We start from the raw sequence: 15504 nt of genomic DNA, 5'->3' as shown, positions 1-15504 counted from the left end.
CGGGGGGAGGCACGTCTGACATGACGCGCGACGGAGCGACCATTGCCGTGGTCGGGGCCACGGGGCTGGTCGGCCAGACGCTGCTCGGCGTGCTGCCGATGGGCCGCGACGTGTGGGGGGAGGTGCGCCTCCTCGCGTCGTCCCGGTCCTCGGGTCGCACCGTCGACGCCGCCGGCCGCGAGCTGCAGGTGCACGGCCTGGACGACGCCGCGTTCGCCGGTGTCGACGTTGCCGTTTTCGCAGTGCCTCCCGAGGTCGCTCGGGAGTGGGCGCCGCGCGCGGTCGCCGCGGGCGCCGTGGTCGTGGACAGCTCGGGCGCCTTCATCGGCGACGACGCGGTGCCCCTGGTGGTGCCGGGGCTCAACCCGGCCGCCACCAAACGGGAGGGTGCGCGGATCTTCGCCAGTCCGAGCGCGACGACCCTGACGATGATCGGTGTGCTGACGTCACTGCACCGGCGGTGGCGGTTGCAGGAGCTGATCGTCTCCACCTACCAGGCCGTCTCGGATGCCGGGTCGCCCGGAGTGCAGCGCCTCTACGACGAGGCGAACGCCCTGGGCGGCGACCGCAGCGTCGGGCAGTACCCGGGCGACGTACGCCGCAAGCTCGCCGACCTCTCCGGCGCGAGCCCGTTCCCTGCACCGATCGCGTTCAACGTCGTCCCGTGGGTCGGCGGCCCGGGTGACGGCAAGTCGTCGGCGCACGAGCTCGCGGTGCGCGCCGAGCTGCGTGCCCTGCTCGAGACGCCGACGCTGAAGATCGCCACGACGTGTGTGCAGGTGCCGGTCACCACGACCCACTCGATGACCGTGCACGCGACGTTCGAGCAGCGGCTGCACCGTGAAGACGTCGTCCAGGCTCTCACGCAGGACGCGAACTCCGTTGTCGTGCTTGATGACCCGAGGTCCGACGAGTGGCCGACGCCAGTGGACGTCGTCGGATCGGACCCCGTTTTCGTCGGCCGGGTGCGGCAGTTGGACGACTTCCCGAGGTCGGTGCAGTTCTTCGTCTGCGGCGACAACCTGCGCCGGGGTTCCGCGCTCAACCTGCTGGAGATCGCCGAGCTCGTCGTCAGCTGATCGCAGTCCACGATCGGGTGCCGACGCGTGGTGCGGAAGTGACCGCGGGGCCGATTCCCCACCTGCGCGGGCGCTCCCGGCGCAGGAAAGTGACCGCAGGGTCGATTCCCCACCTGCGCATGCGCTACCGGCGCAGGAAAGTGACCGCGGGGTCGATAACCCACGCTCGAGGTACCAGCCCGAGGCCACCGCTCCTGCTCGAGGCCGCCTGAAGACCGCCGCCTTGCAGCGGTAGCTCTTCGAGCGGAGGTAAGTGACCGAAGCGCCGGTTTCCCACCTGCGCGCGGTACGGCATCCGTGTCGGCACACCGGGTTAGCGTGTGCGGATGGGGACTGCGGACGCGCGTGAGATGAACCAATCGAGCCGTCGGGCGGTGCTGGCGGCGGGGGTCGTGGCGCCGGTCGCGGCGCTCGCGAGCTGCACCGGTTCCGGCGGCGGTGGTGACGGATCGAAGGACGCCGCCGCCAAGCTCGCCGCCGCGTTGCAGTCCGGGCACTTCGCCGGCAGTCCCGTGACCGGCCAGGACGTCGACACGTCGTACGCCGCGGTCGTCCGCGGGCTGGCCGCCACCGCGCACACCGTGCGGGTTGTGAAGGTGACCCCAGGGGCGTCGAAGTCGTCCAAGACCGTGATGCTCGCGACCCAGTGGACGCTCGCCGGCGGCCGTCGGTGGACCTACGACCAGCAGGTCACGATGACGTCGACGGCCAAGAAGTGGACCACTCCCTGGTCCTCCACCCTGGTGCACCCCCAGCTGCGCACCGGCGAGCACCTGACCGCGGCATCCGTGGCGCAGGACCGGGGCGAGATCACCGACGACAACGGCGACGCCATCGTGACCTACCGGCCCGTCTACCGGGTCGGCATCGACAAGACGAAGGCGGCCGCCGCGACTGCCACCGCCTCGGCGACGAAACTCGCGGCGGTCGTCGGAGTGGACGCCGCGTCGTACGCGAAATCCGTTGCGGCAAGCGGTCCCTCGGCGTTCGTCGAGGCCATTGTGCTGCGCACGCAGGCGGTGACCGCGGCAGAGGCCGCTCGCATCCGTGCGATCCCCGGCGCCGTCCTGATCACCGACCGGCGCCCGCTCGCGCCGTCCGCGACCTTCGCCCGCGCGGTGCTCGGCACGGTCGGACCGGCGACCGCGGAGATCGTCAAGAACAGCAAGGGCACCAAGGATCCGGTCACGGCGACCGACCTGGTGGGCATCGGCGGCCTGCAGCAGCAGTACGACGCGCAGCTGCGGGGGAGCGCCGCCCTGCGGATCAGCGCGGTGCTGCCCGGTGCCAGCGGGCCGCAGTCCGTGCGCACCCTCGCCTCGCTCGGCGCCGTCGCGCCGAAGCCGCTGCGGACGACACTGCGCCAGGACCTGCAGACAACCGCGGAGTCGTTGCTGAAAGCACAGAAGAGCCCCTCGGCGCTGGTGGCGATCCGGCCGTCCACCGGCGAGGTGCTGGTGGCGGCCTCCGGCGCGGGTTCGCAGGGGTACGACACGGCGTTCCTCGGCCGGTATGCGCCAGGCTCGACGTTCAAGGTCGTCTCGTCGCTGGCCCTGCTGCGGTCCGGCCTCAAGATCACCGACACGGTCGACTGCACCCCGACGATCTCGGTGCAGGGGCGGATCGTGAAGAACTTCCCGGACTACCCCAAGGACAAGCTCGGGATGATCCCGTTCAAGACCGCGGTCGCGAACTCCTGCAACACCGTGATGATCCGGGGCGCCGACCGCGCGTCGCAGAGTTCCCTCGCGGTGGCGGCGGATTCGCTCGGGCTGACGCAGAACCCGTCCGACGGTCCCTTCTTCGGCAGCGTGCCGCCCGGTGACGCCGGGGCCGACCACCAGGTGTCGATGATCGGTCAGGGAAGGGTGCTCGCCTCACCGCTCGGGATGGCCACCGTGGCGGCGTCCGTCGCGCACGGCGCACGCGTCACGCCGTACGTGCTGCCCGACCACAAGCCGACCGTGTCCAAGCAGCCGACCACTCCGCTCACCGCTGCCGAGACCACCTCCCTACGGGCGCTGATGCGTGCGGTGGTCACCGAGGGCGGCGCGACGGGTCTGCAGTCGGTGCCCGGCGGGCCGGTGATGGCCAAGACCGGGACCGCGGAGTACGGCACGGGCAACCCACCGCAGACGCACTCCTGGATGATCGCGTTCCAGGGCGACCTCGCGATCGCCGTCTTCGTCGAGACCGGCGGATACGGCGGCGTGACCTGCCTGCCGATCGTCAAGAGCTTCCTCACCGCGGCGGGGAAGGCCTGACCGGCGACCATTAGGGTTTCGGGCGTGCCCCATAACCTTCGCTTACCTGCCGTTCGATGGCTGGGCGCGCTGATCGTCCTCCTCTTCGGAGCATTCGTCGCGCTGCCTGCGGCAGGTGCCGCCACCTCGGGCAGCCATCCGCAGAGCATCGGGCGGGCGTCCACCGCGTCGGTGCCGAAGGTGCTGCGGGTGGGGACGGAGGGCACCTACCCGCCGTTCGACTTCAACCAGAACGGCAAGCTCACCGGCTACGACGTCGAGGTCGTGCAGCAGATCGCCCAGCGGCTCGGCGTCAAGGTGCAGTTCGTCCAGATCCCGTTCGACTCGCTCTTCGCCGCGCTCAAGGCCGGGCGCATCGACATGATCGCCGACCAGATCACGATCAACTCCGAGCGCAAGTCCCTCTACGACCTGTCGTCGCCGTACGTCGACACGACGGGCGTCATCGTGGCCCGCTCCAGCGAGAAGAACATCCACTCCCTGGCCGACATCAAGGGCAAGAGGGCTGCTGAGAGCAGCACCAGCAACTGGGGCGACATCGCCCGCAAGGCCGGCGCCAAGATCCAGACGGTGGAGGGGCTCGACCAATCCCTGAGCCTGCTGCAGCAGGGTCGCATCGACGTGCTGGTCAACGACCAGCTGGCCGTGAAGTACGCCATCCGCGTCACCGGCGCGACCGACGTCAAGATCGTCGGTACGACGCCCGACGCCAGTCAGTCGGCGTTCGCGGCACGTAAGGGCAGCGGATTCATGCCCCAGATCGACACCCAGATCGCCGCCATGAAGTCCGACGGCAGCCTGAAGAAGACCTACGACAAGTGGTTCACGGTGCAACCCAAGGTGCCGAGCACCTGGGACACGATCCGCACCAATCTGGTGCCGATGCTGAAGGGGCTGGTCACCGGCACGCTGCCCCTGACCGCGATCAGCTTCGTGGCCGGGCTGGTCATCGCCCTGGGTGTCGCGATCGCCCGGATGTCCAACCGTCTGGTGCTATCCGGAGTAGCCCGCGCGTACATCGCGATCATCCGTGGCACGCCGCTGCTGGTGCAGCTGTTCATCATCTTCTTCGGCCTGCCCGAGCTGGGCGTGAAGTTCTCGCCCTTCCCGGCCGCGATCATCGCCTTCAGTCTCAATGTCGGGGGGTACGCGGCCGAGACCATTCGGGCCGCGATCCAGAGCATCCCGCGCGGGCAATGGGAGGCGGCCTCGTCGGTCGGGATGAACTACCCCACGGCGCTGCGGCGGGTGATCATCCCGCAGGCAGCGCGCACCGCCGTACCGCCGCTGTCCAACGAGCTCATCTCGCTGGTCAAGGACACCTCGCTGGCGTCGACGATCATCGTCACCGAGCTGCTGCGCAAGGCCCAGGACGCGGCCGCGCCGAGCGGGAAGTACCTCGAGCTCTACAGCACGGCGGCGGTCTACTACCTGGTGGTCTGCCTGATCCTGGCATTCGCCCAGGACAGACTCGAAGGACGATTGGGCAGGTTCGTGGCGCGATGAGTGATCTGGTGCAGGTCAGCGGACTGGCCAAGGCGTTCGGCGAGCACGCGGTGCTGAAGGACATCTCCCTCAGGGTGCCCGCGGGGTCGGTCACGGTGGTGCTGGGACCGTCCGGGTCCGGCAAGACCACCCTGCTACGGGCGCTCAACGCGCTGGAGATCCCGGACTCCGGCTCGGTCCGGATCGCCGAGGTCGAGGTGGACTTCGCCAAGATCACCCCTGGTCGCGGTGGACGGTTGTCGAAGGAGCAGAGCCGGCTGATCGCCCGGTACCGCGCGCAGAGCGGGATGGTCTTTCAGAGTCACAACCTCTTCCCGCACCGCACGGTGCTGCAGAACGTCACCGAGGGCCCGATCGTGGTGCAGAAACGGCCCGCCGCGGAGGCGGCGGCGTCCGCTCGGGAGCTGCTGGCGAAGGTCGGGCTCGCCGATCAGGCCGACAAGCACCCGTTCCAGCTGTCCGGCGGGCAGCAGCAGCGGGTCGGCATCGCCCGCGCTCTCGCGCTACGCCCCGAACTGCTGCTCTTCGACGAGCCCACCTCGGCGCTCGACCCGGAGCTGGTGGGGGATGTGCTCGGCGTGATGCGCGACCTCGCGCAGGAGGGCCGCACGATGATCGTGGTCACCCACGAGGTGCGGTTCGCCCAACAGGTCGCCGACCAGGTGCTCTTCATCGACGGCGGCAGCGTGGTCGAGTCCGGCCCGCCGAGTCAGGTCATCGCCGACCCGCAGCAGGAGCGCACCCGCACCTTCCTGCGCCGCATCCTCGACCCGCTCTGACCCCTCCCGTCGGGGGGTAGCGAAAACGCCGAGGGGTGGCGATATATCGCCACCCCTCGATGTTTCTCATACCCCCCGACGGGGTCACGGTCAGCGGAAGGCGGCCTCGCCGGTGAGTGCCTGGCCGACGATGAGCTGGTGCACCTCGGAGGTGCCCTCGTAGGTCATCACCGACTCCAGGTTGTTGGCGTGCCGCAGCACCGGGTAGTCCAGCGTGATGCCGTTGGCCGCCAGGATGGTGCGGCACTCCCGGGCGATCTTGATGGCCTCGCGGCAGTTGTTGAGCTTGCCGACGCTCACCTGCGCGGGCTGCAGCGTGCCGGCGTCCTTCTGCCGGCCGATGTGCAGAGCCAGCAGCTGCCCCTTCATCAACTCCAAGGTCATGTCGGCCAGCTTGGCCTGGGTGAGCTGGAAGCCGGCGAGCGGCTTGTCGTAGATGATGCGGGAACCGGCGTACTCCAGCGCGGTCTCCAGACAGTCACGCGCGGCACCCATGGCGCCGAAGATGATCCCGAACCGGGCTTCGGACAGACAGGTCAGCGGCCCGCGCAGGCCCGAGACCTCCGGAAGCACCGCGCTACCCGGGAGTCGCATGTCCTCGAAGGACAGCCCGGCGGTCTTGGACGCCCGCAGCGACAGCTTGTGCTTGACCTCGGTGGCGGTGAAGCCCTTGGTGTCGGTCGGCACGACGAAACCGCGGATCTTGTCGTCGGTCTGCGCCCAGACGACGGCGACGTCGGCGACGGTGCCGTTGGTGATCCACATCTTGCTGCCGTTGATGACCCAATCGTCACCGTCGCGCTTGGCGCGGGTGCGCATGCCGGCGGGGTCGGAGCCGAAGTCCGGTTCGGTGAGCCCGAAGCAGCCGAGCGCCTCACCAGCGGCCATCCGGGGCAGCCACTCCTGCTTCTGCTCCTCGCTGCCGAAGTGGTGGATCGCCGTCATGGCAAGCGAGCCCTGCACCGACATCAGGCTCCGCAGCCCGGAGTCGGCAGCCTCCAACTCCTGGCACGCCAGGCCGTACATCGTGGCCGAGGCGCCGGCGCACTCGTAACCGTCCAGGTGCATACCGAGTACGCCGAGCGCCCCCAGCTGCTGGGCAATCTCGCGAGCAGGGATCTCACCGGCCTCGAACCAGTCGGCCAGGTAGGGGCGCAGCTTGTCGTCCGCGAAGGACCGGACCGTCGTGGCGAGGTCGCGTTCCTCCTCGGAGAGCAGCGAGTCGATGGCGGTCAGTTTGTCCAGGGCGGGATGTGCGGTCACCCCTCCATCATGACGCCCCGCTCGACCGTCGTCAGGTCCGCGGGCCCTGTTCGCGCCCCTCGATCCCCTTCGGGTCGGGGTTGGCGGCGCTGGCGCCGGTGCGCCCGGAGTCCTGCGACCGGTTGTTCTTGTCGTGGTCGGAGCCGACGTCGCCCTTGAGCGCGTTGAAGATCGCCACGCCCTGGCCGGCGAGCCCGGTGACCAGATCGGACAGTCCGTCCGATCCGTTGACGACCGTCATGTTCGCGCCCGCCAGACCCGCGGCGGCCTTCTCCACGATCTGCGGAAGCTGGGCGATGAGCGCCTGGTCCAGGGCGACCCGGTTACTGGAGGCCGCGGCGGCGGCCTGGATCTGCACCTTCTCTGCGTCCGCGCGAGCGAGGATCCGCACCCGCTCGGCGTCCGCCTCGGCCGGCTTCACCACTTCGGCGACCAGCTGCTGCTGGCGCAGCTCGGCGTTGCGCTGGGCCAACTCGGTCTGTGCCGCGATGACCTCCCGCTGCGCCTGCGCCTGCGCCAGGGGGCCGGCCTGGGCCGACTTCGCCTGAGCCGCCTGGGTTTCCGCGGTGTATCCGGCTTGGGTGACGGCGGTGTCGCGCTGGAACTGGGACTGCGCGCGCAGCGACTGCTGCTCGGCCTCGGCCGCGGCCTGGTTGGCGTTGGCCTGCGCGATCTGCGCCTGCTGCTGGATGCGCGCGTTGTGCGGCGCGGCCATGGCCTTGATGTATCCGAGGCCGCCGTCGTCGATGTTCTGGATCTGCAGCGCGTCGACGAGCAGACCCATCCGGGCCATCTCCTCCTTGGAGCCCTCCAGCACCTCACCGGCAAGCTTCTGCCGCTCGGTGATGATCTCCTCGACGGTCATCGAGCCGATGATGCTGCGCAGGTGGCCGGCGAAGATGCGACCGGTGAGGGTGGCCATCTGGGTCTGGTCGGACAGGAACCGCTGGCCGGCGTTCACGATCGAGTCGTTGTCGGAGCCGATCTTGGCCGCGATGACCGCCTTCACGCTGAGCGCGATGCCCTGCTTGGTCACGCAGGGCTCCTCCACCTCGGCCTCGAAGAGCGAGAGCGTGAGGAACTGCACCTTGCGGAAGACGGGGAGCACGAACGCGCCGTGACCGGTCACGACGCGGAAGGGGGAGACGCCCGATCCCTTGCCACCAGAGATGAGCATGGCCTCGTCAGCGCGAGGGACCCGATATCCGAACACTGTTTCTCCTTGGTGAAGTGGGTGGTGCGCGCCGTACGTCGGCGAAGGCAGATGGTGAGGGGTGCGGACCTAGAGGCGCAGCAGTGAGTCCAGGCGCTCCCCCCACGGGGCGACCTCGACGGCACGGGAACCGAGCTCCGCGACACAGACGACCTGCTGTCCACGTCGGAGGGGCTCGGGGGAGCGTGCGATGAAGGCCTCGGTGCCACCCCTGATCCTGAACACTGCTTCCCCCGGTCCGTCGTCACCCTGCGTCGCCACACTCAGATGGCCGATCAGGCCGACCGGCGACAGATCAGATGTGCTCATCCGGACTTTCCCGATCGGGCGGCCCCCTCGGTCGCCGTACCCCTTGGAAACTACACCTGTGTCCCGGCCGAGGAACGCGCTACCTGTCGATCGGAAGTCCCGTCACGACGCGGGTCACGGGGTGTGCTGCGCGTGCGCGGCCCGGACGACGTCGGCCAGCGGTGTGGCGGCCCGCCCGAGCAACCGCGTGAGGTCATCGCTGCTGGTCTCGAGGTCGCCGTGGGCGATGGACGTGTCGATGCTGGCGACGAACTGCGCGGTGGCCTCGTCGAGACCGTTGCCGCGCAGCACGGCGACGTACTCGGCCGCGGGGACGTCGCGGTAGACGACGGTGCTGCCGGTCACCTCGCTGACCGCCGCGGCCAGTTCGGACATGTCGAACGACGGTCCGCCGAGCTCGTACGTGTGGTCGCCGGCCTCGTCCTGCAGCAGCGCGGCCACTGCGGCGACGGCGTAGTCCTTGCGGGCGGCCGCCGAGATCCGGCCGCTGCCGGCGGCGCCGACGATCTCACCGTGGTCGAGGTACTGCGCGAGCTGGGCGGTGTAGTTCTCGTCGTACCAGCCGTTGCGCAGCAGGGTGATCGGCACACCCGACGCGTGCAGCATGCGCTCGGTCTCCTGGTGCTCGCCGGCCAGCGGGTTGGTCGTGTCGTCGGCGTTGAGGATGCTCGTGTAGACGATGCGCGTCGCGCCACCGGCTTTGGCAGCATCGATCACGTTGGTGTGCTGCGGGATGCGTTGACCCGCCTCGCTTCCAGAGATCATCAGGAGCCGGTCGACGTCGTGTAGGGCGGCGGTCAGGCTCTCCGGTCGCTCGTAGTCGCCTTCGCGCACCTGCACGCCCCGCTCGGCGAGATCGGCCGCTTTGCTCGGCGTTCGCACGACGGCGACGACGTCCTGTGCGGCGATGTCGCGGGCGAGCAGTTCCTCGACGACCAGGCGTCCGAGCTGACCGGTGGCGGCGGTGACGGTGTACGTGGGCATGGGGATCCTCCTGGCGTGGAGCGTGGCCGACGCGGACGCGCCGGGTTCTCCTCGCCAACATAGGCCCGCGGGATACTAGGTTCCTAGGAGATACTGTCGGGATGCCGATTGACACCGCCGATCCCGTCGCCACCCCGTGTGCAGAGGGCAAGGCATTCGATCCGTGTCCCGTGTCGCCGGTCGTCGACGTCGCCTTCAGCCGATGGACCACCCCGATCCTGTGGCTCCTGCAGAACCGGGGGCCGTTGCGGTTCAACGTGATGCGCGACGCGCTGGGCACGGTGACCGCTAAGACCCTCACCGGTCGGCTGCGACAGCTCGAACGCGACGGTCTCATCACCCGCACCCAGTTCCCCGAGGTGCCGCCGCGGGTCGAGTACGAGATCACCGAGCTCGGCGCGTCCCTGACCCCCGCCTTCAAGATGCTCGTGGCGTGGTCGGAGGACCACATGTCGAGGGTGCGTGACGCCCGCGACCGGTACGACGACGCGGGCCGCCCGATGCCGGCCTGAGGTCCGTTCCGAAGGGATCTCAGCTGCCGTACGAGTCCAGCGCCTCCGTGGCTGCCGGCAGGACCGCTGCACGGTCCGTCGCGACCAGGCCGATGCGGGTGCGCCGGTCGAGCAGGTCGTCGACATCGAGCGCGCCCTCGTGGGTGACGCCGAAGACGAGCTCGGCCCGGGTGACGAGCTGGTCCTCGCCGACGGGGGTCAGCAGGTCGGCATCGGCTGTCAGCGCGGGCGCCTCGGTGCCGTACTTGTGCACCAGACGATCGGGCGCGGCGACCCGAGCCAATACGGCGGGAGCCGCAGCGCCGACGAGCGGCAGGTCGTGGGTGCGGCACGGCGCCGCCGTGAGCCCGCGTTCGCGGACCACCGCATCGACGGCGTCTTCCGCCATCCGGCGGTACGTCGTCAGCTTGCCTCCGATGACCGTCACCACCCCGTCCGGCGAGGTCAGCACCGCATGGCGCCGGGAGATGTCGGCGGTCGAGCCGCCCGCGTCCAGCAGCGGGCGCAGGCCGGCGTACGTGCCCACGACGTCGGCCCGGGTCAGCGGTCGCTCGAGCACCCGGCTGAAGGTGTCGAGCAGGAAGTCGATCTCGCCGTCGGTGGCGACCGGCACGTCGGGGACCGGCCCGTCGGCAGCTTCGTCGGTGAGTCCCAGGTAGGTCCGGCCGTCCGGCTGCGGCAACGAGAAGACGAAGCGGCCGATCGAGCCCGGCACCGGCGCGTTGACGATGACGCCGCTTCCGCCGAGGGTGTCGGTGCGCAGCACCAGGTGGGTGCCGCGTGACGGCCGGAGGGCGACATCGGGCACCAGCCCGGCGGCCCACACGCCCGCGGCGTTCACGACTGCCCGCGCCTTGATGTCGTGAGTGGTGCCGGCGAGTTCGTCGCGCACCCGCGCCCCGTCGCCCGTCACCTCGAGCGCTCGGACCCGGGTGAGCACTCGGGCGCCCTCGCCCGCAGCGGTGCGCGCCAGCGCGACGACCAGCCGGGCGTCGTCCTCGATCCGGGCGTCCCAGGCCGTGATGCCACCACGGATGTCGTGTCGTAGCGCGGGCGCGAGGGCGCGGGCCTGCGCCGCGCCGACCCGGCCGGGGCGCGGCAGCAGCGCACTCGGCGTACGGACGACGCGGCGCAGCACGTCGCCGGCGGCGAATCCCGCACCGATGATCGCGGCGCTCCTGCGGGAGATGTCCGGCGTGAGGGGCACCAGCCACCGGGACGGTCGGACGAGATGGGGCGCGGTGCGGCGTAGCAGGATCCCGCGCTCGGCCGCGCTCTCGTGGGCGATGCCGATCTGGCCGTGCGCGAGGTAGCGCAGCCCGCCGTGCGCGAGTTTCGAACTCCACCGCGACGTGCCGAACGCGAGGTCGTGCGCGTCGATGGCCACGACGCTCAGGCCGCGCGACGCCGCGTCGAGTGCCACGCCCGCGCCGGTGGCCCCGAGGCCGATGACGAGGAGGTCGATCGATCGGCCGTCGGTGACCTCGGCGAGTTCGCGCGCCCGTCGGGCGCCGTTGAGTGCGGTGTCGCGGGCCATGGAGTGCCTTCCCAACGTGCCCGGTGCGGGCTGATGCATTGCGCGTGTGTTCTTCTCGGCGTTTCCGATGTTACGAGTAAACGTTCTGTGTCACACTTTAACGTATGAGTGATCGAATGCACTGGTCTCGCTGGGGAGATCCGGCTCACGCGGCGACGCTTCCGCCCAACGCGATCGGCATGCTCGAGTTGGCGTTCGGGCCGGCGTCCCCACGGCCGGCGATGGACGTCGCGACCGTGCAGCTGCCACCCATCGAACTTTCCGACGAGCTGCTCGACGCGCTGCGCGGAGTCGTCGGAGTCGAGCATGTCGACACGGGCGACGATGCGCGGGTGCTGCACACGGGTGGCAAGTCGACGCCCGACCTGCTGGCTCTGCGCGGCGGCGACGCCGGCGCAGCACCGGACGCCGTCCTGCGCCCTGCGGATCACGGCGAGGTGCTGGCCCTCGTGACGCTCTGCGCCGAACGCCGGATCGCCGTCGTCCCGTATGGCGGCGGCACCTCCGTCGTCGGCGGCCTCGCAGCCGCCCACGAGGGTTTCTCCGGGGTCGTCGCGATCGACCTCGGTCGACTCGACGGGCTGGTCGGCGTGGACGACGTGTCGAGCACCGCGGTGCTGCAGGCCGGTGTCTCCGGACCACGGGCGGAGGAGCTGCTCGGTGAGCACGGCCTCACCCTCGGTCACTTCCCGCAGTCGTTCGAGTTCGCCACCATCGGCGGTTTCGCGGCCACCCGCTCCAGCGGCCAGTCGTCGTCGGGGTACGGCCGATTCGATGCGATGGTCGTCGGCCTCAAGGTCGCGACGCCGCAGGGCACCTGGGAGCTCGGGGCCGCGCCCGCGAGCGCGGCGGGACCCGACCTCAGACAGATGGTGCTCGGCTCCGAGGGCACCCTCGGCATCGTTACCGAGGTGACGCTGGCGGTCCGGGCCGCGCCAGCGACCGCGCTCTACGAGACCTGGCGGTTCCCGTCGTTCGCCGACGGCGCGACGGCGATGAGGACGCTCACCCAGGACGGCATCAACCCGACCGTCCTGCGGCTGTCGGACGAGACCGAGACGTCGCTCAATCTCGCGAAACCGGAGAGCATCGGCGCGGACTCCCCGGGCGGTGCCCTGATGGTGTGCGGGTACGAAGGCGCCGCAGAACGCGTTGCTCGGATGCGGAGCGAGGTCGGGGCGACCCTGGAGAGCCTCGGCGGCACGCCGCTCGGCGTCGAGGACGGGCAGCAGTGGGCGCAGGGGCGGTTCAGCGCGCCGTACCTACGCGACGCGCTCCTCGACGAGGGCGTCCTGGTCGAGACCCTGGAGACGGCGACGTTCTGGGGCAATCTGGACCACCTGTACGCCGAGGTGAAGGCCGCGCTGGAAGGCGCGTTGAGCGCGCAGGGGACGAACCCGATCGTGCTCTGCCACATCTCGCACGTCTACCGCACGGGTGCGTCGCTGTACTTCACCGTGGCGTGCCGGGAGACGGACGATCCGCGCGGGCAGTGGTACGCCGCCAAGGCAGCGGCGTCGGAGGCGATCGTCGACGCGGGCGGCACGATCACCCACCACCACGCTGTCGGCCGGGACCACAAGCAGTGGTACGCCGAGGAGATCGGCCCGATCGGGGCGACGGTGCTGCGCGCGGTCAAGCAGGCCGTGGACCCCGCCGGCGTGCTCAACCCGGGGGTGCTGATCCCGTGACCCGCTCCTTCCACCTCCTGGTGAATCCGCACTCCGGTGGAGGACGCGGGGCACGCGTCGCCGCCGAGGTCGGCGCGGCGCTGCGGGCACGCGGCGCTCGGGTGCGGTCCACGGTCAGTCCCGGCATCGAGGCGGCTGACGACCTCGTCGCAGATACCGCCGAGGACGAGGTCTGCGTCGCCGTCGGCGGCGACGGCATGGTCAGTTCGGTCGCGAAGGCGGTGGCGCACCGGGGGGTCACGCTCGGGATCGCCCCCTCGGGCCGCGGGAACGACTTCGCCCGCCAGCTGAGCATCCCGACGGACCCGCAGGTGCTCGCGGCGTTCCTGATCAACGGCGGGGTGCGCCTGGTCGACGCGATCGGCGTCGGTGACAAGGTCGTCGTCGGCAGCGTCTACGCCGGCGTCGACTCGCTGGCCTCGCAGCTGGTGAACGGCATGCGCCGGGTGCCCGGCGTGCTGCAGTACCCGCTCGGGGCACTGCGTGCGATGGCCACGTTCCCGGTCACGACGTACCGGGTCACGGTCGACGGCGTGGAGCGCACGTTCGACGGGTTCACCGTGGTGGCCGCCAACTCCGGCTACTACGGCAAGGGCATGCACATCGCCCCCGACGCGGACCCGGCCGACGGCCTGCTCGACGTCCTGCTGCTCGGCGCGGGCAGCCGCGCGAGCTTCATCCGCAAGCTGCCGCAGGTCTACCGCGGCACCCACACCGCCAACGAGGAGATCGTCGTCCTGCGCGGACGCGAGGTGCGCATCGAGGCCGACGGCGTCCAGGCGTACGCCGACGGCGACCCTCTCGCTCCGCTGCCGGTGACGGCGACCGTGCTGCCGGGTGCGCTGCGGATCATCGCGCCCGACCCGGCGACGGCGCGAACCACCCGCTGAGCGCTTCGCGTGGCCCGAGACGAAGAACGGCCCTGATCCGCGTTCCCGCAGGTCAGGGCCGTTCTCTTTGCTGGTCGGGGTGACAGGATTTGAATTCTCCACGCGCCCGTTTCTTGCTTGGCGCAAATTCACGCTATATGCCTCTGACCTGCGACGTTGTAGCCTTCAACGCATGAGAGCCGCGGGCGTAAGAAGACCCAAAGTACCTCCAGTTATGCCCCAGTTATGCCCAAATGTGTCCGCGGACGGCGCGTCGTGACCCGGGCGAAGCGGGACTTCGGGACGATCCGGAAGCGTTCCAACCGCCGCTTTCAGGCGTACTACATGGGCCCGGATGAGGGCATCCACCGTGCACCGTCGACCTTTCAGGCGAAGTCGGACGCCGAGGGTTGGCTCGCAGCCGAGCGCCGGCTCATTCAGAACGACGAGTGGTCGCCCGCCAAGTCCCGACGGGCGCAGGTCCAACGCGCGATAGAGGCGTTCGGCCCGTACGCCGAGTCGTGGCTGCTGCAGCGCGAGGTCAAGCAGCTCACTCGTGCGCTCTACCGGAGGCAGCTGGATCGGTTCATCCTTCCGGTATTCGCCGAGGTGTCACTGCGCGACATCACGCCGCCAGTCGTGCGTACTTGGTACGCGACCCTCGATCCGAACACACCGACTCAACGAGCGCAGGTCTACTCGCTGTTGCGCGCCGTTCTGAACGAGGCGGTGCGAGACGACATTCTGACCAGGAATCCTTGCACCATCCGGAGCGCCGGGATCGCACGACGCCAGCGCCCGATAGACCCGGCATCGCCCGAGGAGATCGTCACGCTGATGAACGAAATGCCTGACCGTTACTGGGCTTTCATCCTCATCGCGGCCTGGTGTGGACTGCGCTTCGGTGAGCTCGCCGAGCTACGTCGCGGAGACGTTGATGTCAGGGCTGGCCTCATCCACGTGCGACGAGCAGTTACATGGGACCACAGCACCCCGGTCGTCGGAACACCCAAGAACGGTCAGCAGCGGTCCGTGTCAATGCCACCCCACATCGTCGAGGCTGTCACGAACCATCTCCGCTCCGTTGAACGAGACACGGATGCACTGCTGTTCGCAGCTGTAGGGGACAGCACTCGCCAGGTGCATTCCAACACAGTCCGCCGCCACTGGATCAAGGCCAGGACGGCCGCCGGGCGCCCGGACATGCGCCTGCACGACCTCCGCCACACCGGCGCTGTGCTCGCTGCACTGGCCGGCGCGACACCGAAGGAGACGATGGACCGACTCGGGCACCTCACCGCGGAGGCGGCGATGCGCTACCAGCACGTCGCACGAGGCCGCGACGCCGAGATCGCTGCGAAACTCTCGGAGCTGGCAGGCTACTAATTGCGTGTAGGACCACCGTTTTCCTTCGAGTCCTCCTGGTACAGACACATGCGGCTACGAAAAGACGCACTCGTCGTGACGTCGCCTCCCTCAACCGCAAGAGCGGACAACC

At 69.8% G+C, this 15504-nt stretch carries 13 protein-coding genes; 8 read left to right on the top strand and 5 right to left on the bottom strand.

Annotated elements, in window-relative coordinates; all coding sequences use genetic code 11:
- Positions 1 to 20: 20 nt before the first annotated feature.
- The 4 genes from J4030_RS16340 (at position 21) to J4030_RS16325 (ending at position 5628) form a co-directional block, all read left to right on the top strand.
- Positions 21 to 1079 (top strand): aspartate-semialdehyde dehydrogenase, encoded by a 1059-nt coding sequence (locus J4030_RS16340; RefSeq protein WP_208050306.1) that lies wholly within the window; start codon positions 21 to 23, stop codon positions 1077 to 1079.
- Between the two features lie 326 nt (positions 1080 to 1405).
- Positions 1406 to 3343, top strand: coding sequence for a penicillin-binding transpeptidase domain-containing protein (locus J4030_RS16335; protein WP_208050305.1), 1938 nt, complete (start codon positions 1406 to 1408; stop codon positions 3341 to 3343).
- Between the two features lie 24 nt (positions 3344 to 3367).
- Entirely contained in the window at positions 3368 to 4849 is a 1482-nt protein-coding gene (locus J4030_RS18605) for an ABC transporter substrate-binding protein/permease (protein ID WP_208050304.1), read from the top strand.
- A complete protein-coding gene (locus J4030_RS16325; protein ID WP_279538207.1) occupies positions 4846 to 5628 on the top strand; it encodes an amino acid ABC transporter ATP-binding protein in 783 nt (260 codons plus the stop codon). The genes J4030_RS18605 and J4030_RS16325 overlap by 4 nt, the downstream gene beginning before the upstream one ends.
- Positions 5629 to 5718: 90 nt before the next feature.
- Here the strand turns inward: J4030_RS16325 and J4030_RS16320 are convergent, their stop codons facing one another.
- From J4030_RS16320 to J4030_RS16305, 4 genes are all read right to left on the bottom strand, one after another.
- Positions 5719 to 6891: an acyl-CoA dehydrogenase family protein gene (locus J4030_RS16320; protein WP_208050303.1), complete on the bottom strand. Its 1173-nt coding sequence runs from the start codon at positions 6889 to 6891 to the stop codon at positions 5719 to 5721.
- A gap of 31 nt (positions 6892 to 6922) precedes the next feature.
- A complete protein-coding gene (locus J4030_RS16315) occupies positions 6923 to 8104 on the bottom strand; it encodes a flotillin family protein (protein WP_208050302.1) in 1182 nt (393 codons plus the stop codon).
- Between the two features lie 69 nt (positions 8105 to 8173).
- The gene (locus J4030_RS16310) at positions 8174 to 8413 is read right to left on the bottom strand and encodes a hypothetical protein (protein ID WP_208050301.1); all 240 of its coding nucleotides are present in this window, start codon (positions 8411 to 8413) and stop codon (positions 8174 to 8176) included.
- A 114-nt stretch (positions 8414 to 8527) separates the two neighbouring features.
- Entirely contained in the window at positions 8528 to 9397 is an 870-nt protein-coding gene (locus tag J4030_RS16305; protein WP_208050300.1) for an SDR family oxidoreductase, read from the bottom strand.
- Between the two features lie 101 nt (positions 9398 to 9498).
- On the opposite strand from J4030_RS16305, the gene J4030_RS16300 reads away from it, so the two are divergent.
- The gene (locus tag J4030_RS16300; protein WP_208050299.1) at positions 9499 to 9909 is read left to right on the top strand and encodes a helix-turn-helix domain-containing protein; all 411 of its coding nucleotides are present in this window, start codon (positions 9499 to 9501) and stop codon (positions 9907 to 9909) included.
- A 19-nt stretch (positions 9910 to 9928) separates the two neighbouring features.
- On the opposite strand, the gene J4030_RS16295 is transcribed toward J4030_RS16300, so the two are convergent.
- Positions 9929 to 11446 carry a glycerol-3-phosphate dehydrogenase/oxidase gene (locus tag J4030_RS16295; RefSeq protein ID WP_208050298.1) on the bottom strand — a complete coding sequence of 506 codons (1518 nt, stop codon included), beginning with the start codon at positions 11444 to 11446 and terminating at the stop codon, positions 9929 to 9931.
- Between the two features lie 104 nt (positions 11447 to 11550).
- Between J4030_RS16295 and J4030_RS16290 the strand changes: the two genes are divergently transcribed.
- The 3 genes from J4030_RS16290 (at position 11551) to J4030_RS16280 (ending at position 15392) form a co-directional block, all read left to right on the top strand.
- Entirely contained in the window at positions 11551 to 13137 is a 1587-nt protein-coding gene (locus J4030_RS16290; RefSeq protein WP_243763497.1) for an FAD-binding oxidoreductase, read from the top strand.
- A complete protein-coding gene (locus J4030_RS16285; RefSeq protein ID WP_208050297.1) occupies positions 13134 to 14027 on the top strand; it encodes a diacylglycerol kinase family protein in 894 nt (297 codons plus the stop codon). Before J4030_RS16290 ends, J4030_RS16285 begins: the two co-directional genes overlap by 4 nt.
- Positions 14028 to 14282: 255 nt before the next feature.
- Positions 14283 to 15392 carry a tyrosine-type recombinase/integrase gene (locus J4030_RS16280; protein ID WP_208050296.1) on the top strand — a complete coding sequence of 370 codons (1110 nt, stop codon included), beginning with the start codon at positions 14283 to 14285 and terminating at the stop codon, positions 15390 to 15392.
- Positions 15393 to 15504 lie beyond the last annotated feature (112 nt).

Source organism: Allobranchiibius sp. CTAmp26, from assembly GCF_017565405.1.
In the GTDB taxonomy this organism is placed as follows: Bacteria; Actinomycetota; Actinomycetes; order Actinomycetales; family Dermatophilaceae; genus Allobranchiibius.
Note: the sequence above shows the minus strand (reverse complement) of the source record. Positions and strands in the feature narration are given on the sequence as shown.